The sequence below is a fragment of the Ancylobacter oerskovii genome (assembly GCF_018390555.1).
Classification (GTDB): domain Bacteria; phylum Pseudomonadota; class Alphaproteobacteria; order Rhizobiales; family Xanthobacteraceae; genus Ancylobacter; species Ancylobacter oerskovii.
The window spans coordinates 13,167-33,403 of the sequence record NZ_JAHBGB010000044.1; the positions used below are offsets into that span (position 1 = coordinate 13,167).

A 20,237-nucleotide genomic window follows, 5' to 3' on the forward strand; every position below is an offset into this window, starting at 1 on the left:
TCATGACAAGGCGGCGACGGCCGGGGCCGCCAACACGATGCGCGTGACCATTATCGGCGCGGGCGTCGCCGGGCTGACCTGCGCCCACGCCTTCGCGCAGCGCGGGGCGCAAGTCACTGTGATCGAACGAAAAAATGGCTCGGGGCAGGGGTGTTCCTGGTATGCCGGCGGCATGTTGGCGCCGTGGTGCGAGCGCGAGAGCGCCGAGCCGCTGGTCGCCGAGCTGGGCTTCGAATCGCTCGATTACTGGCGTCGCGAAGTGCCGAACGTTCCCGCCGAGGGCAGCCTCGTGCTGGCGCAGGCGCGCGATCTACCTGATCTCAAACGTTTTTCCCGCCGCACCGAGGGCTTTGACTGGATCGACGGCGCCCGGCTCGGGGAGCTGGAGCCGGATCTCGACGGCCGTTTCGGGCAGGGGTTGTTCTTCCCGACCGAGGCGCATCTCGAACCGCGCAAGGCGCTGGCCGCGCTCACCGGGCGGCTGGTGAACGAGTATGGCGTTACCTTCCGCTATCAGTCCGACGTGGCCAGTGAGGTGTACGATGCGGCCGACGCCTCCGCCGCATTGGACGATGAGGCCGATGTGGTGCTCGACTGCCGCGGCCTCGCCGCCCGCGACGTGCTCCCCGACCTGCGGGGAGTGAAGGGCGAGATGCTGGTGCTGTACTCCACCGAGATCTCGCTGAAGCGGCCGGTGCGCATGCTGCACCCCCGCATCCCCGTCTACATCGTGCCGCGCGGCGACGGGCACTTCATGATCGGGGCGACCTCGGTCGAGAATGACGAGCGCGGCCGGGTGACCGGGCGGGCGCTGCTGGAGCTGCTGTCGGCCGCCTATGCGCTGCACCCGGCTTTCGGCGAGGCGGAGGTGGTGGAGATCGGCGCCGATGTGCGTCCCGCTTTCCCCGATAACCTGCCGCGCATCCGCCGGCACGGCCGCACGATCCGCGTGAACGGATTTTACCGCCACGGCTTCCTGCTGGCGCCGGCGCTGGCGCGCCGCGCGGCGGAACTGGCTTTCGACGGGACGCATTTCCCGGAGGTGATGGATGAAGATCGTCGTGAATGGTGAGGCGGCGGAGATCCGCGCCGCCACTCTCTCCGAGCTTCTTGGCGAACTCGGCTATGCCGAGGCGATCGTCGCCACCGCCCTGAACGGGGCGATGGTGCGCAAGGCCAAGCGAAACGACACCCCGATCGCCGAGGGCGACCGGGTGGAAATCCTCGCGCCCATGCAGGGAGGCTGAGATGGACGCCATGACATCGACCACCGCCACCGCCGATCCGGTGGAATTCTACGGCACCCGGGTGACGTCGCGGCTGCTGCTCGGCACCGCGCAATACCCCTCGCCGGCCATCCTCGCGGAGGCGATCCGTGCCTCGGCGGCGGAGATCGTCACCGTGTCGCTGCGCCGCGAATCCGGGGTGGCGAGGTCCGGCCAGAGCTTCTGGCAGCTGATCCGCGACCTCGGCGTGAAGGTGCTGCCCAACACCGCCGGCTGCAAGACGGTGAAGGAGGCGGTGACCACCGCCGAGATGGCGCGCGAATTGTTCGACACCCCCTGGATCAAGCTCGAGGTGATCGGCGAGGACGACACGCTGCAGCCGGACGTGTTCGGCCTCGTCGAGGCGGCGAAGATCCTCACCCGCGACGGCTTCCAGGTGTTCCCCTACACCACCGAGGACCTGATCGTCGCCGACAAGCTGCTGTCCGCCGGCTGCGAGGTGCTGATGCCCTGGGGGGCGCCGATCGGCTCGGGGCGGGGGCTGAACAATCCCTACGGCCTGCGCTCCATGCGGGCGCATTTCCCGCGCGTGCCGCTGGTGGTCGATGCCGGCGTCGGCGTGCCCTCGCATGCGGCGGCGGCGATGGAGCTCGGCTATGACGCGGTGCTGCTCAACACCGCCGTCGCCAAGGCCGGCGACCCGGTGAAGATGGCCCGCGCCTTCGCGCTGGCCATCGAGGCCGGGCGCGAGGGCTTCCGCGCCGACCCGATGGAGACGCGCGATATGGCCGCGCCGTCGACCCCGGTGATGGGGCAGGCGCATTTCGGCTAGGCTGCGGGCCGGGCGCCCGCGCCGCGCTCGCCCGGCCGGCCACATGACCAACAAGAAAGACGCCAAATGAAGCTCGATCCCTTCTACCTCATCGTCGATCGCGCCAGCTGGCTGCCGCGCCTGCTGCCGCAGGGCGTGAAGCTGGTGCAACTGCGCGCCAAGGACATGGAAGAGGACGAGCTGCGGCGCGAGATCGCCGAGGCCAAGACGGCGTGCGAGCGCTATGGCGCGCAGCTGGTCGTCAACGACTACTGGCGTCTCGCCATCGATCTCGGCTGCGATTTCATCCATCTCGGCCAGGAGGACCTCGTCGAGGCGGACCTGCCGGCGATCCGCCGTGCCGGGCTCAGGCTCGGGGTGAGCACCCATGACGAGGCCGAGCTCGACACCGCGCTGGCGGTGAAGCCGGACTATGTGGCGCTCGGCCCGGTCTACCCGACCATCCTCAAGGCGATGAAATGGGCGCCGCAGGGGCTCGACCGGGTGCGGGGCTGGAAGAAGCTGGTCGGCGACCTGCCGCTGGTGGGGATCGGCGGCATCAATCTCGACCGCGCCCGCGGCGTGCTCGATGCCGGCGCCGACACCATCTCGGTGGTGACGGACGTGCTGCTCAACGAGCACCCGGAGGCCCGCGCCCGGGCCTATGTGGAACTGACGCGCGAATTCGTGTGAGGGTTCGCTCGTCGGGCCGCCGCCGCAGGACATTCCCCCGCGATGACCGTGCCGGCACGGCGACGACGTGCGCCGCTGACGTCCTCCCGGCCGGATCGGGCGCCCGCACCGGGACGAGGGCGCCTTAGCCGGCATCCGTCATCCCGCGCGCCTTCCGGCAGGAGACCGTGGCGAGACCGCGAAGGAGAGCCCGGCCGGCGTGCGCGGTGGGCGGGAAATTTGGCGTGGCGCGCGGCCGGTGTGCGATGCGAGGATGCGGCCTGCCGCCTCCGCCTCTTCTCCCAGGTTCCGCCATGCCGATCCCCCTCCTTGCCGTCATCGCGCTTGCCCCCGAGGCGAGATCCCGCCTCGAGGAGGCCGGCTTCGAGGTGATCGCGGCGGAGGCGGGCGGGCGGGCCGGTGCGATCGGCGGGAGCGGCGCGCGCGCCGTGCGCGCCGTGCTCACCAATGGCTCCACCGGCCTCGGCGCCGAGGACATCGCCGCGCTGCCGGGCCTCGAGATCATCTGCGCGCTGGGCGCCGGCCATGAGGGGATCGATCTCGCGGCGGCGCGGGCGCGCGGCATCGTCGTGACCCATGGCCCCGGCACCAACGCCGCCTGCGTCGCCGATCACGCGATGATGCTGCTGATGGCGGTGGCGCGGGGCGTGGTGGGCGCCGACGCGGCGGTGCGGCGCGGCGACTGGGAGGGCGCGCGCCAGCTGCGCCCGATGATCTCCGGCAAGAAGCTCGGCATTCTCGGCCTCGGCACCATCGGCGCGGCGATCGCCCGGCGCGGCGCCGGCGGCTTCGGCATGCCGGTCGCCTATCACAGCCGCACGCCCCGCGAGGGGACGGGCTGGCTTCATCTGCCTTCCGCCGCGGCGCTCGCCGCCTGGGCGGATTTCCTGGTGGTGGCGACGCCCGGCGGGGCGGCGACCCGGCATCTGGTCGACGAGGCGGTGCTCGCCGCGCTGGGGCCGGAGGGTTTCCTGGTCAACATCTCGCGCGGCAGCGTGGTGGATACGCGGGCGCTGATCGCGGCGCTGCAGCAAGGACGGCTGGCGGGCGCCGCCCTCGACGTGGTGGAAGGCGAGCCCGACGTGCCGCGGGAGCTGACCGAGCTCGGCAATGTCGTGCTGACGCCGCATATGGCCGGCCGCGCGCCGGAAGCGGCGAAGGCGCCGCTCGGCCTCGTCATCGACAATCTCCGGGCGCATTTCGCCGGGCAGGCGGTGCTGACGCCGGTGGCGTGACGAGCGGGCGGCGGGCCGCCGGCTATTCCGCCACCGCCCGCTCCGCCGGCACCAGCGAAACCGGGGGCGCCTGCCGGGCGTCCTGGTGCGCCTGCTGCAGCAGGGCGCGGATGCGGTCCGCGAGCAGGGGCGTGCCCTCGGCCGGCGGATTGGCCGCCAGGATCGCCTCGATCGGCGAGCCGGGGCCTTCCAGCACCGCCACCATGGCGGCGACCTCGGCGCCGATCTCGGCGATGCGCGCCCTGAGCGCCGCGGCATCGCCGGGAAGGTCCTCGCCGGCTCCGGGCTGCAGGGTCGGCTGCTCGGCATCGAGGCGGGCCTGCAATTCGCCGCGTTCCGCCCGCGCCTTGGCGAGGGCGGCTTCCAGCATGTCCATCTCGGCGCGCAGCATGCGCGCGAGGTCGTTCGCCTGCCGCGCCTCGGCCTCGGCCTCGGCCTGCGCCGTCCGCGCGGCGGTGGTGACGCGCTCGGCCTCGGCGGTCGCCTCGTCGCGGCGGGCTTCGGCGGCGCGGGTGCGTTCCGACAGCCGGCCGGCCTCGATCTGCAGCGCCGAAAGCTCGGTGGCCAGAACCTCGGCACGCGCGGCGGCGGCCTCGGCCTCGGCCTGCAGCGCCGCGAGGCGGGTGGCGAGCCCGGCGGAACGGGTGCGCTCGGCGGCGAGGCCTTCCTCGCTGTCGCGCAGCCGCACGCGGTCCTCGGCGAGATGGGCGGAGGTGGTGGCGAGATGGCGGTCGAGATCCTCGACGCGCCCCTTCAGCGTCTCGCGCAGGGTGGTCAGCGCGGCGTTCTCCACTTCCAGCCCGTTGGCGCGGGTCACGGTCTCGTCCAGCGTCCGGCGGGTGGCGGCGAGGGCGGTTCGGGTGGTCTCGAGCTCGCCGCGTGCCGCGTCCAGCTCGCCCTCGCGCCCGGCCAGCTCGGCGGCGAGCCGCTCGGCCTGCGCGGCCAGCGCGTCATGGCGGGCCCGGATGTCCTCGAAGCGGGCGCCGATGTCGGTGAGCGCGGTGGAGCGGGCGAGCAGCTCGCCCTCCTGCGCGACGCGGCGCTCCCACTGCTCGGCGGTGCGGGCATAGAGCGCGTCGACCTCGCGTTCCAGGCGGCGCAGCTCGACGGCGTGGACGGCGCGCAGCTGGTCCTTGTCGGCCTGGATCTCGGCGAGGGTGACGGGGATGGCATTCTCGACCCGCCGGCGCGTCAGCCGCACCGCCCGCCGCCACACGGCCGGCAGGATCAGCAGGGCGAGCAGGGTCGCCGTCAGGAAGCCGATGGCGGCGTACATGACCGCTTCGATCATGCGGCGACCTCATTCATTACGCTGCACCCGTTGTGCCCCCTGCACCGACACTAGAGCATGTCGCGCAAGCGTTGAAAGACCGTTGCACGTTCCTCCCCGCCGGGCCGCATGCCGGCCCGTCGACCTCGGAACGCTTCCCCGGCCGGGACGCCGGCGGCCGGCGCAAGCGGGGATCCCGTGGCGCCGGAGGCGGCACCGAAGGATCGGGTCGCCGCCAGTGTAGGCGCGAATGGCCGCAGGCGAAACCTTCCGGCTTTCGCCTCGCCTTCACATCTCCGGCGTTCCGGCGGCGGGCGGCCGCCGATCCCCGGCGGAGGGGTCAGAACGGGTTCCAGGTCGCGTTGGGGGTGAACTTCAGATAGCCGATATTGGCGCCGAGGCGCACGCCGACGCCGGAGCGGATCGGCACCACCACCATGTTGTCGCTGGCCAGCGCGGTCATGCCGAAGCCGGCGACGAAATAGGCCGAGCCGGAAATGCCGCCGAAGCGGCGGAAGATGTCGTTGATGGAATTGAGGTTGTACACCAGGATCATGGTGCGGGCGCCGTCGCCGCCGAAGTCCCAGCCGAGCGAGGGGCCCTGCCAGAACACCTTCATGTCGCCGGCGTTGCGGGTGTAGAGCGTGCCCTCGCCGTAGCGCAGGCCGCCGACGAAGGCGCCGCCGCCTTCCTGGCCGAGTATGTAGCCATTGGGCTGGCCCCACTGGCCGACGGCCTTCTCGATGGAGAGGGCGAGGCCGCGCGAGACCTCGCCGAAGAAGCCGTGGCCGCGCGAGACCAGTTCGTCGGCCGAATAGGTGTTTCCGCCCTGTTGCGGCTGCTGCTGGTATTGCGCCGCCGCCGGAGAGGCGAGGGCGGGCAGCACCAGGAGCGAGAGGCAGGCGAGAAGGGCGCGCAAGGTCGGCATGGGCGGTCTCACATTGGGGACGGGCTGACGTTCTGACGTGCGTGGGATCTGACGTGCGTGTGGATCGTGCGGCTCGCGGGAGACGGTGGACGGCGAATCCCAACTTATCATTAACACGCAGATGGGCGTTAGGAAGGCAGCCCGCAGATCCCGGTCGTTGCTGCCCGACCGCACCCGCCCCGGTTGGCGCGGCGGCGGGTGCGGTGTATCACCCCTTCCTGTCCGCCCGCGCCGTGCCTCGCGCGATTCGCGGAGGACCAGTCCTTTCGCCTTGCCGTGACGGAGCCGCGATGACGACCGCCATCGACCTCGACAAGCTCGACCTTGCCGCCCTTTTGTGCTCGCGCGTGTGCCACGACGTGATCAGCCCGGTCGGCGCCATCGTCAACGGGCTGGAGGTGCTGGAGGACGAGGACGACCCCTCGATGAAGCAGTTCGCGCTGGAGCTGATCGCCAAGAGCGCGCGCCAGGCCTCCGCCCGGCTGCAATTCGCCCGTCTCGCCTTCGGGGCGGCCGGCTCGGCGGGGGCGCAGATCGACACCGGCGACGCCGAGAACGTGGCGCGCGGCTTCATCGTCGACGACCGCACCAGCCTCGACTGGCAGGTGCCGCGGGCGCTGCTGCCGAAGAACCGGGTGAAGCTGCTGCTCAACCTGCTGCTCGTCGCCGGCTCGACCATTCCGCGCGGCGGCCGCATCGCGGTCAGCGGCGAGGGCGACGGCTTCCGGCTGCGCACCGAGGGCAGCCATGCCCGCATCCCCGCGCATCTGCCCACCCTGCTCGCCGGCCAGGTGAGCGAGGACGGGCAGATCGACGCCCATGCCATCCAGCCGCACTATACCGGGCTGCTCGCCCGCGAGGTGGGGGTGACGATCGCCTTCTCCATGGACGGCGAGGTGGTGCTGATCGAGGCCGCGGCGGCCTGAGTTTCCGCCGCTTTCCACCGCCTGCCCCACGGGCAGCGATCTTCAGAACCCGTTAACATTGATCGGCGCACACTCGACGGTACCCCGAAAGGGAATTGCTCCCTTTGCGTGAGAATGGCCGGTTCCGAGATGTCGCCGATCGAATCCCTCGCCCCGCAAGCCCTTTCCGCCCGCGTCGCCGTCGGCGTCCAAGGTCCGTCCCCGGCGCGCGTGGAAACCACGGTCGGCGTGCTGGTGTTCCGGCTCGGCGGCATGCGCTTCGCCCTGCCGTCGGCGCGGGTGGTCAATGTGATGCCGCTCGGGCGCGAGCGTTTCGAGCAGCTTGCCCGCATGGCCGGCAAGGGCACGCTCGGCGCCTCCGGCCTGCCGCTGATCCGCCTGTCCACCCGGCTGGGCCTCGCCGAGACCCAGGCGCCCGCACGCGGGGCGCTGGTGCTGTTCGGCACCGAGGGCAAGGTGCGGGCGACGGCGCTGATCGACGACGAGCCGGTGGAGGCCCGCGCCGAGATCCAGCTGATGCCCGACGACTGGCGCAGCCGTTTCGCGCCCTGTGCCGAGATGATCGGCGGCGTCGCCCGCCTCGGCGACGGGCGGCAGGCGGCGATGCTCGACATGACCATCGGCGTGTTCGGCCGCAAGGCCGCCCCGGCGGCGCCGGAAGCCCATCTCGTGGTGCGCCGGCCCGGCCATGCGCCGGAGGCGGTGAGCGTCGCCTGCCTCAAGGCCATACGCTGCCCGGGCGAGATCGCCGGGCGTTCCTATCTGCTGCGCCTCGGGCGCGAGGGCACGCCGGTGCCGGTGGAGGCCATTCTCGGCCTGGCGCCGGAAGGCCGGGTGGAGAGCGCCGGCCTGAAGCGGCGGCTTATCGCCGACGGCCAGAGCTACCCGCTGCTGGAGCCCGGCCGGACCGCGGCCGACCGCGCCGTGGCGCGGGTGCTGCTGGTGATGCGCGACGGCCCTGCCCGGACGCAGATGCAGACTCTGGTGCGGGCGCTCGGCCATCACGTCTCGCTGGCCGATCATCCGCGGGCGCTGGAACTCGCCGCCGGCCGCTTCGACGTGGTGATCTACGATGTCGACGCCTATGGCGTGCCGGCCGGCGCGGCGCCCTCGGCGGCGCTGTGCCTCGCCCTGACCGGGCGGCCGGGCCGGCTGGAAGGCTTCGCCGGCCATCTGCCGCCGGGCGACACGGCGCGGCTGATCGCCACCGGGCTGGGCTGGGGACCGCGCCACGCCTCCTGACGGCGCGCCGTTGCGATCTCGCCGTTCTGACGCAGACGTCATTCGGCTCCGGCGCGACATGCGCTAGTCTCCTCCCGTCGAAACGGAACGTGGAATCCGGGACTTCATCATCGTGGCCTCGCGCCGGCTTGCCTTTGCCAGACTGATCGCGGCGCTGTTCGCGCTCGCCTTCACCCTTGCCGGACCGGTCACCGCCGCGTCCGCCATGGCGGTGCGTCTGGCGGCCCCCGTCGCCGGGGAGGCGCCGGCCGGCGCCATGCCCTGCCATGAGAGCGCCGCGGCACGGGCGGAGGCGGCGCTCGGCCATGCGGGCGACGGGACCATGGCGCGCGTGGACGCCGGCATGCCGGCGAAAATGGCGCATGAGGGGAGCGCCGACGGCAATGGCGCCCTCTCGCATCTGTGCTGCGTGCTCACCTGCCTGATGGTGCCGCCGCTGGACGCCGCCCTGCTCGCGACGCCGCTGGCGGTGAGCGCCGCGCCGAAAGCCCGGCCGGCGGCGCCGCTTTTCGGCACCGGCCTCGCGCGGCCGGATCCGCCGCCACGAACCACCTGAACGCCGATCGAACCTTCATCGCGCCTTCCGGCCGCATGCCGGGGCGCGTCTCGATCCCCATTCAGGAGCTTACGTCATGAAAACGACCCTCACGGGCGGCTTTCTCGCCGCCGGCCTTCTGCTTTTCGCCGCGCCGGCCTTCGCGCAGTCCATGCCGGGAATGGACCACAGCGCGCATATGGGCAGCGGCGGCGCCGGCCCCTCCTCGAAGGCCTTCGAGGAGGCCAATGCCCGCATGCACAAGGACATGGGCATGCCGATGACGGGGGACGCCGATGTCGACTTCGCGCGCGGCATGATCCCGCATCACCAGGGCGCCATCGACATGGCCCGTATCGAGCTGCAATACGGAAAGGACCCGGAACTGCGCAAGCTGGCCGAGGAGATCATCAAGGCGCAGGAAAGCGAGATCGCCTTCCTCAAGGCCTGGCTGGCCAGGAAGGCCAAGTGACGCCGGCGGCCTGAGCGACGGCACGAACGGCGGGGCCGGCAGGCTCCGCCGGACGTGCGGGCGGGGATCCTGCGGCGTGCTATGATGCCGGCCGCGGGCGGCTCATGCGAAGCCCATGCACGCCCTCCGCCTGTCTTCCGCGTCCCCCCGGAGGCCGCCATGCCTGGCCGTGACAGCGTGTTCGCCGGCGCCATTCCCGACATCTATGAGCGGCTGCTGGTGCCGATCATCTTCGCGCCCTTCGCCATCGACCTCGCCATGCGGGCGGCGGCGCTGGAGCCCTATCGCGTGCTGGAAGTCGCGGCGGGCACCGGCGCCGCGACCCGGGCGCTGGCCGAACGCCTGCCGGCACAGGCGCGCCTCACCGCCACCGACCTCAATCCCGCCATGCTGGAGACGGCCGCGCGCTGCATCCACGATCCGCGCATCGCCTGGCAGCCGGCGGACGCGCTGGCGCTGCCCTTCGCCGACGGGCGGTTCGACGTGGTGATCTGCCAGTTCGGGGCGATGTTCTTTCCCGACAAGGTGCGGGGCTTCGGCGAGGCCCGGCGCGTGCTGGTGCCCGGCGGCATGCTGCTGTTCAACGTCTGGGACCGGCTCGCCACCAGCGTGTTCACGCAGGTGGTGAGCGATGCCCTGGCGGCGCTGTTTCCCGACGATCCGCCGGGCTTCATGGCCCGCACGCCGCATGGCTATGCCAGCCTGGACCAGATCCGCGAGGATGTGGAGGCGGCCGGCCTCGCCGATTTCGCGGCCGTGGTGGTGAGCCGCACCGCCCGGGCGACATCGGCCGGCGATCTCGCCATCGCCTTCTGCCAGGGCACGCCGCTGCGGGGGGAGATCGAGGCGCGCGCCCCCGGCCGGCTGGAGGAGGTGACCGCGGCGGTGGAGGCGACGCTGGCGGCCCGCTTCGGGCCGGGCCCGATGGAAGGGGATATGCGCGCCATCGTGGTGAGCGCGGTGCGGCGCTGAGGCCGCGCAGGGAAGGCGCGGGCGGGACGGGGGCCGTGCGGCGTGCGTGGAGCGGTGGCGCCGAAAGGCAAAACCCCGCCTCGCGGCGGGGTCTGTTCCGGCGGCGATCCTGCGGCCGTCAGGCCGGGATGCGCTGCTCCTGCTCGCCGGCCTCGCGCAGCACATAGCCGCGGCCCCACACCGTCTCGATGAAGTTGTGGCCGCTCGACGCGTTGGCGAGCTTCTTGCGCAGCTTGCAGATGAACACGTCGATGATCTTCAGTTCCGGCTCGTCCATGCCGCCATAGAGATGGTTGAGGAACATCTCCTTGGTCAGCGTCGTGCCCTTGCGCAGCGAGAGGAGTTCCAGCATCTGGTACTCCTTGCCGGTGAGGTGCACGCGGGCGCCGCCGACCTCGACGGTCTTGGTGTCGAGGTTCACCACCAGCTCGCCGGTGGTGATGACCGATTGGGCATGGCCCTTCGACCGGCGCACGATGGCGTGGATGCGTGCCACCAGCTCGTCCTTGTGGAACGGCTTGGTGAGATAGTCGTCGGCGCCGAAGCCGAGGCCCTTCACCTTGTCCTCGATGCCGGCGAGGCCGGAGAGGATCAGGATCGGCGTCTTCACCTTGGCGACGCGCAGGCCCTTGAGAACATCATAGCCGGACATGTCCGGCAGGTTCAGATCGAGCAGGATGATGTCGTAGTCGTAGAGCTTGCCGAGGTCGACACCCTCTTCGCCGAGATCCGTCGTATAGACGTTGAAGCTCTCGGATTTGAGCATCAGCTCGATGCTCTGCGCGGTCGCGCGGTCGTCCTCGATGAGCAAGACGCGCATGCCAATCCCCTTCCCTCGCCACGGCCCCCGGGGTTTCAGCGCACAATCGGACAACTCCCGTTCCGAGCGTCACCCCAACCCCGCGCCCGGCTCGGCACACCGATTCGTCAACTACGATCCAATGGGTAACAAAACCGGATTCCCCAGCACAAGCGGTTGGCACGAATTTTCTTCGAGTCTTCCCGCAAGAGGCTGACGGCGAACCAGAATTTTTGCGACCGACTGTTTCGAGTCGAATCTTAAGATGTGCGCTTAAGTGAATCTGGCGACTCGGCTTTCGCGCCAAGGCACCGGATCACACCGGACGTGAACGATCATTAATGGAGCCGGTAAACAAATCGTTTCCAAATGCCTGAACCGCCGCCCGAATTGTGCCCCGGTGCGGCTTTCCCCCGGAAAATGTAAGAAAGCGGCAACCTCTGCACGCGAAGATGGCCGTGCCGCCGCGTAAAGGGCGGCTCGACCCGGGCGGGTTTGCGTCGGTGCCGATGGGCGCCGGCGGGTCGCTCCGGCCCGACAAGCGGAGTAACGCCGGCATGAAGTCGCTCGACACCGTCATTCGCCTGAAGCGGTTCCAGGCGGAGGAGAAGCGCCGCCATTTCGCGCAGATCGACGGCATGATCGCCGATTTCGACCGCATGGCGCGCGACCTCGACCGTGAGATCCTCGCGGAGGAAAACCGCGCCGGCATCAGCGACACTACCCATTTCGCCTACCCGACCTATGCGCGTGCCGCCGCCACCCGCCGCGACAATCTGCGCCGCTCGGCGGACGAGCTGAAGGGGCAGCTGGACGAGGCCCGCGCGGCGCTCGACGCGGCGCTGGACGAACTGAAGAAGGTCGAGGCGCTCGGCGAGCGCGAACGCGGGCTGGAAGGCGTCGAGGTGGCGCGCCCGGCCGGCAACCGCCGCGCCCGCTCCACCGCCGCGCTGGCCTGACGCCTTTTCCCGCGCGGATCGCGCGAAAGCGACGGCCCGGCCGATAGCGCCGCGCCGTCCGGCTGGTCGGCTAGTCGATCACCGGAAAGTGACGCGCGGCGTCGCGGCGGATGGTGCCGTCGAGCCGCGGATCGTCGGCGATCTCCACCGCCCGCCCGACCGGCACGAAGCCCGCCTTCATGTAGAAGCCGACCGCCGCCGGGTGGTCGAGCGTGCAGGTGTGCACGAAGAAGCGGGCGAGGGGACGCGCGAAGGCGCGTTCGGTCGCCCGGTTCATCAGCACGCGGCCGGCCCCGGCCCCGGTCTCGCCGGGCACCACCCCGAAGAAGCCGAGCTCCACCTCGCCGGGCACGCGGCGGTCGAGCTCCAGCAGGCCGATCTCCGTCTCGCCGCGCAGGAGGGCATGCACCTCTACCGCCGGGTCGGCGAGGATCGCCGCGAGCCCGGCATCCGGCAGGCGCAGCCGCGAGAACCACAGCCAATCCTCGCCGATGCGGCGGAACAGGGCGCGATACCAGCCGGGATCGGGCCGCTCGACGCGCCGGATCGTCAGCCCATGGCCTTCCGGCTCCGGCAGGGGCGCCGGACGCTCCCGCATCTCCAGGAAAGTGACGATGGCGGCGATCTTGCCGGCCGGGATCGGCGTCAGGCCGTCAAGGGCCAGCGTGGGGGAGGCGGGCTCGGTCATGGTGCGCGTGCTTGTGGTGTGCGTGATCTCGGCAGGGTGGTCGTGGTCGGCGTCGTCGTGTTCCGCGTGGTTTCGGCGGCCCGTCCGGCAGGGCGGCGGACAAGGCCGTTCCTCGGCTTAGCAGAGCCGGCCGGCGGCGCCTATGGACTCCGGCCCCCCTTGCCGGAAAGGCTTCACATCGCCAATTTTTCAGGTAGGTTGCGGATTATTCTACTAATCACGTCGACAGCGAGTGAATTGATGACCGTCGCGGTGAGCATCGAGCAGGTGGGCAAGGATTTCGGCAGCGGCACGCCGGCGCTGTCGGGCATCTCGCTCGACGTGAAGCCGAGCGAGCTCGTCGCCTTGCTCGGCCCTTCCGGCTCGGGCAAGACCACGCTTCTGCGCATCGTTGCCGGGCTTGAGCAGCCGAGCCGGGGCCGGGTGCTGTTCAATGGCGAGGACGCGCTTTCCGTGCCGGTGCGCCGGCGCGGCATCGGCTTCGTGTTCCAGAACTACGCGCTGTTCCGCCATATGACGGTGGCGGACAATGTCGCCTTCGGCCTGCGCTCGCGCCCGCGCGCCGAGCGCCCGAGCGAGGCGGAGATCAGGACGCGGGTGGCCGACCTGCTCGCCCTTGTGCAGCTGGAGAGCTATGGCGGCCGCTTCCCGGCCCAGCTTTCCGGCGGCCAGCGCCAGCGCGTGGCGCTGGCCCGCGCGCTCGCCATCGAGCCGAAGGTGCTGCTGCTCGACGAACCCTTCGGCGCACTCGACGCGCTGGTGCGCAAGGAACTGCGCAAATGGCTGCGCGAGCTGCACGACCGCACCGGCCACACCACGCTGTTCGTCACCCACGACCAGGAGGAGGCGCTGGAACTCGCCGACCGGGTGGTGGTGATGGGCAAGGGCAAGATCGAGCAGGTGGGCACGCCGGACGACGTCTATGACCGGCCGGCCTCGGCGGCGGTGTTCGGCTTCATGGGTGAATCGAGCCGCATCGAGGTCGAGGTGAAGGACGGCACAGCCTTTGCCGGCCATACCCCCATCGCGGCGCCGATCTCGACGGTGCCGGACGGCCCGGCGCTGATCTATGTGCGCCCGCACGACATCGCCATCGGGCTCGCCGGCACGCCGGGCCTGCCGGGCATCGTGCGCGGCTTCCGTCGCCACGGCGCCATCCGCCGGCTGGAGCTGGAGGTCGGCAACGCGCTGTTCGAGGCGGACATCGCTCCCTCGGTGCGGGTGCCGGTGGGCGAGAAGGTGGCGGTGCGGCTGGAGCGGGCGCGGCTGTTCGCCGAGGGCGCGCCGGGCACCGATTGCCGGGCGCCTTCCGCGCACCAGACCGGCGACTACGCGATCTGACGCGAGGCGGGGGCGCCCCTCACCCCAACCCTCTCCCCGACGGGGAGAGGGAGCAGGACGCTCCGCCGGCTTCGGCGCGGGCGGAGCAGCCGGCGGGTTTCCTCGTGAGGGTACGCGTTGCGGCGGGTCGAGAGTCCCCTCACCCCAGCCCTCTCCNNNNGGGAGCAGGACGCTCCGCCGGCTTCAGCGGGGGCGCAGCAGCCAGACGGTTTCCTCGACAGGGGTACGCGTTGCGGCGGGTCGAGTGCCCCTCACCCCAACGGGGAGAGAGAGTAGGTCGCTCCGCCGGCTTCGGCGCGGGCGGAGGGAGCAGGACGCTCCGCCGGCTTCAGCGGGGGCGCAGCAGCCAGACGGTTTCCTCGACAGGCTTCCTGCCCTTGAGCCCTTCCTTCAGCTCGTGCCGGCCGGCCAGCGTGACGTGATAGGCGGCGCCGTAGTGCCGCCGTATCTCGGGCTCCGGCACCGCGAAAGGCGGCCCGACCACCAGCGACGGCTCATAGTCGAATGCGATCAGCAATTGCGGCGCGGCATGGGTGAGGTGCACGAGATGCGCCGCATAGCGCGGACGCATCGGCTCGGGCAGCGCCACCAGCGCCGCGCGGTCATAGATGGCGCCGACCTCGCCCAGGGCGTGGCGGTCGAGATCGAAGAGGTTGCCGACGAACACGGTGAGCCGGCCGGCCTCGAAACGCTCCAGCGGGCCGACCGGCGTGATGTGCGGCACCAGCCCGAGTTCGGCGAAGAGCTGCTCTATGGCTAGCCGGCTAAGCTCGGCGCCGGCGACCGCATGGCCCTGCGCCAGCAGCCAGGCGATGTCGCGGGTCTTGCCGCAGAGCGGCAGGAACAGCCGGGCGCCCGCGGGCAGGTCGAGACGAGGAAAATAACGCCGCAGCAAGGGATTGCCGTCAGCCTCATGAAAGGCGATCTCGCCGCGCCGCCATTTGCCGTGCCAGAATTCCTCATCCATCATACGCCACCTTCCACGTCTGCCTCGCCACGTCTGCCTCGCGCCATCATAGTGCCGGCGGCGGGCCTGACCAGAGCTGTCGATGGGCACCGTCCAAGCGGAGCCGCCAGCGATGGATGACGCCAGGGCGATCGATGGCCGGCTGAGGATCGCCGCGTCATGGCCGCCGGGAGGCGGGGTCGTCCCGGGCGGCGCGCGTCACGCCCGGGCATGGCGCGCTTGTCGCTAGTCCGTGCGGCGGATGAAGGCGCCGAAGGCGCGCGGGCCGTCGGCGACGTCGATGTCGGCCACCACCTTGAGCGTCGCGACATCGATGACGCTCAGCGTGTTGGCCTCCCAGTTCGCCACATAGACGAGGGCGCCGTCGCGGCTGGCGGCGATGCCTTCCGGGTAGTCGCCGACCGGGATGGTGGCGACCGGCTGCAGCGTGCCGGTGTCGAACACGCTGACGGTCGAGGCGTACTGGTCGGTGACGAAGGCGCGGCCTTGCGCCAGCGCCACCGCATAGGGGCGCTGGCCGACCTTCACGGTGGCGACCGCCCGGCGGGCGGCGATGTCGATGATCGTGACGTCGTCCGAGCCGACATTGGCGGTATAGGCGCGCTGGCCTTCCGCATCGATGGTGACGCCGAAGGGGCGGGCGCCGACCTTCACCGAGTCGGTGCGGGCGAGGGTGGCGGTATCGACGAAGCTCACCGCATCGGAATCGCGGTCGGCGGAGAGCAGCAGCGCGCCGTCCGGGGTGACGGCGAGGCCGGAGGGGGACTCGCCCACCTGCACCTCGCCGGCGATGGCGCCCGACGCCGCATCGACCGCGACGACGCGGTGCCGGTACCAGTCCGCCACATAGGCCGGGCTGCCGGAGGGATGCACGGCGACGCCGAGCGGGCCGCCGCCGACCTCGACGCGGCGCTCCACCGTGCGGCTGGCGGCGTCGAGGATGGTCAGCGCCTTGCCGTCCGGCGAGGTGACGAAGGCGCGCTTTCCGTCCGGGCTCACCGCGATGCCGGCCGGCTTGCCGGGAATCTTCAGCGTGGCGACGACCTTGCGGGTGGGCAGGTCGACGACCGAGAGCGTCTCGGCCGGCTGCGAGGTGATGAAGGCCTCGTCGGCGCGGGCGGGCGCGACATTCGCGCTCGCCACAGTTGCGAGCGCGGCGAACAGCATCGCCGCGCTTGAGGCCGGTCGCCCTTTCCCCGCCGGGGAGAGGGGGGAGGCGGGCCGCATGATGTCAGCTGCCGCCTTCGATCTTCTTCTTCAGGCCGTCCAGCCCGGCCTTGTAGAGGCCGGTCACGGCGGCGACCGCGGCCTCGTCGTTCAGCTCCGGCGGCGGATCGTTGTTCGGGTAGCCGCGATAGAAGGCGCCGCGCCACTCGACCTTCGACTTGGCGCCGCCATCCTCCGGCGTGACGACGAGCCACGACGAGTAGTTGGTGACCGGCAGCACCTTCACGTCGACCTTGTCGATCCGGTACATGAGCGTCATCTTCTCGGGCTCGAGCTTGGCGACTTCCTCTTCCACCGTCGCGCCGTTCTTCAGCGTGAGGGTGCGCTTGGCGCCCGCCGCGCTGCCGCCGGTGCCCTCGGTCTTGGCCACCACCGGGATCCAGCCGCCGTCCTGGAAATTGCCGACCACTTCCCAGACCTTGGCCGGCGGGGCGTTGATCACGATGGTCTCGCTGACCTTCTGGCGGGTCGGGCCGTGCGCCTGCGCGCCGGAAGCGGCGACGGCGAGAGAGACGGCGGCCACCGCCACCGTGAGCAGTTCGAACTTCATCGTTTCCATCCCGGAACAGTTGATGTTGTGACGCTTCTTGGCGGACGTTGGCCGCCCGTTGCCAACCAGTCTAGGAGCGGAATCGCCGGCCGTGAACTCTTTTGCGGGGCGAAAATGTCGCGGGCGAATTCTTAGAGATTTCTAAGAAAATTCCTTGAGAATCTTGAGAAAGGCGGCGCCGAACGCCTCCAGCTTGGCGGCGCCGACGCCCTTGACGCCGGCGAGCTCGGTGCGGGTGCGCGGGTGCTCCACCGCCATCTCCTCCAGCGTGCGGTCGGCGAAGACCACATAGGCCGGCACGCCGCGCTCGGCGGCGAGCTCGCGCCGCAACGCCTTGAGTTTCTGGAGCAGCGAGGCCTCGGCGGGGGCGAGCTCGGGCGCCTCGGCGCGGCTGGCGCGGTCGCGGCGCGGTGCCTTGGACGGCGCGCGCAGGGTGAAGGTGCGGGTGCCGTCGAGGATCGACCGGCCGTGATCGGTGAGGGCCAGCGCCCCGAAGCGCTCGGCATCGGCGTGCAGCGCGCCGGTGGCCACCAGCTGGCGCAGCAAGGCGCGCCACTCGGTCGCAGGTCGGTCCGCCCCGGCACCGAAATCGGCGAGCCGGTCATGGCCGCGGGCACAGACCTGGTCGGAGCGCTGGCCGGTGATCACCGCGGCGAGATAGGCGGCGCCGTAGCGCTCCCCCGTCGCGCGGGCGAGGCGCAGGGCGAGGGCGGCCTGCCGGGAGGCGTCGATCACCTTGGGCGGGTCGCGGCAGACGTCGCAATGGCCGCAGGCCTTGGCCCGCTCGCCGAAATAGCCGAGCAGCACCGCGCGCCGGCAGGTGACCGCCTCGCAGAAGCCGACCATGGAATCGAGTCGGCGCGCCTCCACCAGTTTGCGCTCGGGCGAGGACTGCTCCTCGTCGATGAAGCGGCGGCGGGTGGCGATGTCGCCGCCGGAATAGAGCAGGTGTGCCTCGGAGGGCTGGCCGTCGCGGCCGGCGCGGCCGATCTCCTGGTAATAGGCTTCCAGGCTGCCCGGCGCGTCGGCATGCAGCACGTAGCGGACATTCGACTTGTCGATGCCCATGCCGAAGGCGACGGTGGCCACCATCACGATGCCGTCCTCGGCGAGGAAGGCCTCCTGATGCGCGGCGCGCTGCTCGGGGGTGAGGCCGGCATGATAGGGCAGAGCGCGCACGCCGGCGGCCACGAGGCGCTCGGCGGTCTCCTCCACCTTCTTGCGGGAGATGCGGTAGACGATGCCGGGCACGCGCGGGCGCGCCTTCACATAGCTCTCGATCTGCCGGGCCGGATCCTTCTTCTCTTCCATGCCGATGAAGATGTTCGGCCGGTCGAAGCCGGAGACGAACACCCGCGCGGTGCCGCCGAACAGCCGCTCGACGATGTCGCCCTGCGTCGCCTTGTCGGCGGTGGCGGTGAGGGCGACGAGGGGCACGGCGGGGAAGATCTCGCGCAGCCGGCCGAGCTGGAGATATTCGTTGCGGAAGGAGTGACCCCATTGCGAGATGCAATGCGCCTCGTCCACCGCGACGAGGCCGAGCGGCAGGCGGGAGAGCGCCTGCAGCATGCGATCGGTCATCAGCCGCTCGGGGGCGAGGTAGAGCAGGCGCACCTCGCCGGCCGCGACGCGGCGCCAGATGGCGACATTGTCCTCGCGCGGCTTGCCGGAATGGATGGCCTCCGCCGCCACGCCCTGCAGCTTCAGGGCGTTCACCTGGTCGTCCATCAGCGCGATCAGCGGCGAGATGACGATGGAGAGGCCGCCCAGCGTCAGCGCGGGGAGCTGGTAGCACAGCGACTTGCCGGCGCCGGTCGGCATCACCGCCAGCGTCGGCACGCCGGCGAGCACCGCGTCCACCACCTCCTGCTGGCCGGGGCGGAAGCGGTCGAAGCCGAACACCTCGGCGAGGATGGCGGTCTTGCGGGCCTCGATCTCCGGCGCGAGCACGTCGGAGGCGGCGGAAGCGGTGGCGCGCATGTTCATGCCGGACGGCGCCCGGCATATCCGTCCCGGACGGCAGACAGGCTCTGGACGGCCGTGGCGGCGATGGACATGGTGCGGCCTCCCTGCCGGTCTTGAGAGAATCAGTGCGGATGGCGCCGGAGCTCACCCTCGGTTTAACCCTAGTCGCGCTGCTGTTCGAGGCCGCTTTCGGCTATCCGGCCCTGCTCGTGGCGCGCATCGGCCATCCGGTGATGTGGGCGGGAGGGCTGATCGGCTGTCTCGACCGGCATCTCAACCGCGACCGCGACCCGGCGTGGCGGCGCAAGATCGCCGGGATCGCGGCGCTGCTGGTGCTGCTGGCGCTGTGCGTCGGCATGGGGATCCTCGCGCAGAGGGCGTTGCTGGCGCTGCCCTTCGGGTTTTTGGCGGTGGCGCTGCTCGGCTCGACGCTGCTGGCGCAGCGCAGCCTTTACGAGCACGTCGCGCGAGTGGCGGAGGGGCTCGACGCCGGGCTCGCCGAGGGACGGGCGGCGGTGTCGATGATCGTCGGGCGCGACCCCGACGCGCTGGACGAGGCCGGGGTGTCGCGGGCGGCGATCGAGAGCCTCGCGGAGAATTTCTCCGACGGCATCGTGGCGCCGGCCCTGTGGATGGCGATCGGCGGGCTGCCGGGCATCTGCCTCTACAAGGCGGCGAACACCGCCGACAGCATGATCGGGCACCGTACGCCGCGCCACAACGATTTCGGCTGGGCGGCGGCGCGCTTCGACGACGTGATCAACCTGCCGGCCTCGCGGCTGGCCGGCTGGCTGATGATCGCGGCGGCGCTGCTGATGCCGGGCGCCTCGGCGCGGCAGGCGTGGCGGGCGGTGCGGCGCGATGCGCGGTTCCACAAATCGCCCAATGCCGGCTGGCCGGAGGCGGCCTTGGCCGGGGCGCTGGGATTGGCGCTGGCCGGGCCGCGCGTCTATCACGGCCAGCTGGTGACGGACGGCACCATGGGCACCGGCGGGCGGCGCGCGTGCACGGCCGAGGATATAAGGCGGGCGCTGGCGCTGTACCGTATCGCCGACGCGCTCCTGATCGCGCTGGTCGCGGCGGGGGCGGCGGCGTTCTGGGCGATGTGAGGGGGGCGGCGGTGGCCCGCGTGCTTCGAGGCGCGCTGCGCTCGCTGCTCGGCAGGACGGATATTCAGAATTGTCCAGCATGACGGATCGTCGGATCCGTTGGGGGCGCTTCCCGCCGTCGCGCCGTCATGGCCGGGCTTGACCCGGCCATCCATGGCTTCGGTTCGGCGTCTTCGGTTCCGCTCGGCGTGTCCGGCCGAAGGCGTGGATCCCCGGGCCGAGCCCGGGGATGACGGTGCTCCGGCTGGGGGCGGCGTCGGCATCGCAGGGGAGGCGGGGCGGCTCGTCATGGATCGTCGGAACCGTTGGGGGCGCTTCCCGC

The 20,237-nt window shown here is 71.2% G+C and carries 21 protein-coding genes; 13 read left to right on the top strand and 8 right to left on the bottom strand.

All coding sequences use genetic code 11. From position 1 onward, the window contains the following. The first annotated feature begins 37 nt into the window (after window positions 1–37). The 5 genes from thiO to KHC19_RS21030 all read left to right on the top strand — a co-directional run bounded on the left by thiO (window position 38) and on the right by KHC19_RS21030 (window position 3,965). Window positions 38–1,072 carry a glycine oxidase ThiO gene (gene thiO, locus KHC19_RS21010; RefSeq protein WP_213356321.1) on the top strand — a complete coding sequence of 345 codons (1,035 nt, stop codon included), beginning with the start codon at window positions 38–40 and terminating at the stop codon, window positions 1,070–1,072. Continuing rightward, the gene (gene thiS / locus KHC19_RS21015) at window positions 1,050–1,247 is read left to right on the top strand and encodes a sulfur carrier protein ThiS (RefSeq protein WP_213355338.1); all 198 of its coding nucleotides are present in this window, start codon (window positions 1,050–1,052) and stop codon (window positions 1,245–1,247) included. The genes thiO and thiS overlap by 23 nt, the downstream gene beginning before the upstream one ends. Before the next feature lies 1 nt (window position 1,248). Then, the gene (locus tag KHC19_RS21020; RefSeq protein ID WP_213355339.1) at window positions 1,249–2,058 is read left to right on the top strand and encodes a thiazole synthase; all 810 of its coding nucleotides are present in this window, start codon (window positions 1,249–1,251) and stop codon (window positions 2,056–2,058) included. Between the two features lie 66 nt (window positions 2,059–2,124). Beyond that, window positions 2,125–2,730 carry a thiamine phosphate synthase gene (locus tag KHC19_RS21025; protein WP_213355340.1) on the top strand — a complete coding sequence of 202 codons (606 nt, stop codon included), beginning with the start codon at window positions 2,125–2,127 and terminating at the stop codon, window positions 2,728–2,730. Window positions 2,731–3,023: 293 nt separating this feature from the next. Next, window positions 3,024–3,965: a 2-hydroxyacid dehydrogenase gene (locus KHC19_RS21030; protein WP_246549311.1), complete on the top strand. Its 942-nt coding sequence runs from the start codon at window positions 3,024–3,026 to the stop codon at window positions 3,963–3,965. A 22-nt stretch (window positions 3,966–3,987) separates the two neighbouring features. On the opposite strand, the gene KHC19_RS21035 is transcribed toward KHC19_RS21030, so the two are convergent. Beyond that, window positions 3,988–5,256: a coiled-coil domain-containing protein gene (locus tag KHC19_RS21035; protein WP_213355342.1), complete on the bottom strand. Its 1,269-nt coding sequence runs from the start codon at window positions 5,254–5,256 to the stop codon at window positions 3,988–3,990. A gap of 319 nt (window positions 5,257–5,575) precedes the next feature. Then, on the bottom strand, window positions 5,576–6,163 hold the full coding sequence (locus tag KHC19_RS21040) for a DUF1134 domain-containing protein (protein WP_213355343.1): 588 nt from the start codon (window positions 6,161–6,163) through the stop codon (window positions 5,576–5,578). 290 nt (window positions 6,164–6,453) lie between these two features. On the opposite strand from KHC19_RS21040, the gene chpT reads away from it, so the two are divergent. The 5 genes from chpT (at window position 6,454) to KHC19_RS21065 (ending at window position 10,310) form a co-directional block, all read left to right on the top strand. Beyond that, window positions 6,454–7,089, top strand: a complete 636-nt coding sequence (gene chpT, locus KHC19_RS21045; protein WP_213355344.1) for a histidine phosphotransferase ChpT — start codon at window positions 6,454–6,456, stop codon at window positions 7,087–7,089. A 129-nt stretch (window positions 7,090–7,218) separates the two neighbouring features. Next, window positions 7,219–8,331 carry a chemotaxis protein CheW gene (locus tag KHC19_RS21050; RefSeq protein WP_213355345.1) on the top strand — a complete coding sequence of 371 codons (1,113 nt, stop codon included), beginning with the start codon at window positions 7,219–7,221 and terminating at the stop codon, window positions 8,329–8,331. Between the two features lie 112 nt (window positions 8,332–8,443). Beyond that, window positions 8,444–8,887, top strand: a complete 444-nt coding sequence (locus KHC19_RS21055) for a hypothetical protein (protein ID WP_213355347.1) — start codon at window positions 8,444–8,446, stop codon at window positions 8,885–8,887. Window positions 8,888–8,963: 76 nt separating this feature from the next. Continuing rightward, entirely contained in the window at window positions 8,964–9,338 is a 375-nt protein-coding gene (gene copM, locus KHC19_RS21060) for a CopM family metallochaperone (protein ID WP_213355348.1), read from the top strand. A 159-nt stretch (window positions 9,339–9,497) separates the two neighbouring features. Continuing rightward, window positions 9,498–10,310, top strand: coding sequence for a class I SAM-dependent methyltransferase (locus KHC19_RS21065; RefSeq protein WP_213355349.1), 813 nt, complete (start codon window positions 9,498–9,500; stop codon window positions 10,308–10,310). A gap of 118 nt (window positions 10,311–10,428) precedes the next feature. On the opposite strand, the gene ctrA is transcribed toward KHC19_RS21065, so the two are convergent. Beyond that, window positions 10,429–11,130: a response regulator transcription factor CtrA gene (gene ctrA / locus KHC19_RS21070; RefSeq protein ID WP_213355350.1), complete on the bottom strand. Its 702-nt coding sequence runs from the start codon at window positions 11,128–11,130 to the stop codon at window positions 10,429–10,431. A 536-nt stretch (window positions 11,131–11,666) separates the two neighbouring features. Here ctrA and KHC19_RS21075 point away from each other — a divergent pair. Next, entirely contained in the window at window positions 11,667–12,068 is a 402-nt protein-coding gene (locus tag KHC19_RS21075) for a flagellar export protein FliJ (RefSeq protein WP_246549320.1), read from the top strand. A 70-nt stretch (window positions 12,069–12,138) separates the two neighbouring features. On the opposite strand, the gene KHC19_RS21080 is transcribed toward KHC19_RS21075, so the two are convergent. Further along, window positions 12,139–12,756: a GNAT family N-acetyltransferase gene (locus KHC19_RS21080; protein ID WP_213355351.1), complete on the bottom strand. Its 618-nt coding sequence runs from the start codon at window positions 12,754–12,756 to the stop codon at window positions 12,139–12,141. 240 nt (window positions 12,757–12,996) lie between these two features. Between KHC19_RS21080 and KHC19_RS21085 the strand changes: the two genes are divergently transcribed. Then, window positions 12,997–14,097: a sulfate/molybdate ABC transporter ATP-binding protein gene (locus tag KHC19_RS21085; protein WP_213355352.1), complete on the top strand. Its 1,101-nt coding sequence runs from the start codon at window positions 12,997–12,999 to the stop codon at window positions 14,095–14,097. 328 nt (window positions 14,098–14,425) lie between these two features. On the opposite strand, the gene tmpT is transcribed toward KHC19_RS21085, so the two are convergent. From tmpT to recQ, 4 genes are all read right to left on the bottom strand, one after another. After that, the gene (gene tmpT, locus KHC19_RS21090; RefSeq protein ID WP_246549327.1) at window positions 14,426–15,067 is read right to left on the bottom strand and encodes a thiopurine S-methyltransferase; all 642 of its coding nucleotides are present in this window, start codon (window positions 15,065–15,067) and stop codon (window positions 14,426–14,428) included. Window positions 15,068–15,289: 222 nt separating this feature from the next. After that, entirely contained in the window at window positions 15,290–16,231 is a 942-nt protein-coding gene (locus KHC19_RS21095; RefSeq protein ID WP_213355353.1) for a YVTN family beta-propeller repeat protein, read from the bottom strand. A gap of 64 nt (window positions 16,232–16,295) precedes the next feature. After that, complete coding sequence (locus tag KHC19_RS21100) at window positions 16,296–16,841, bottom strand: SRPBCC family protein (RefSeq protein WP_213355355.1); 546 nt, start codon at window positions 16,839–16,841, stop codon at window positions 16,296–16,298. Between the two features lie 141 nt (window positions 16,842–16,982). Then, window positions 16,983–18,827, bottom strand: coding sequence for a DNA helicase RecQ (recQ, locus tag KHC19_RS21105; RefSeq protein ID WP_213355356.1), 1,845 nt, complete (start codon window positions 18,825–18,827; stop codon window positions 16,983–16,985). A 110-nt stretch (window positions 18,828–18,937) separates the two neighbouring features. Between recQ and cbiB the strand changes: the two genes are divergently transcribed. After that, on the top strand, window positions 18,938–19,915 hold the full coding sequence (cbiB, locus tag KHC19_RS21110; RefSeq protein ID WP_213355357.1) for an adenosylcobinamide-phosphate synthase CbiB: 978 nt from the start codon (window positions 18,938–18,940) through the stop codon (window positions 19,913–19,915). The last annotated feature ends 322 nt before the right edge of the window (window positions 19,916–20,237 follow it).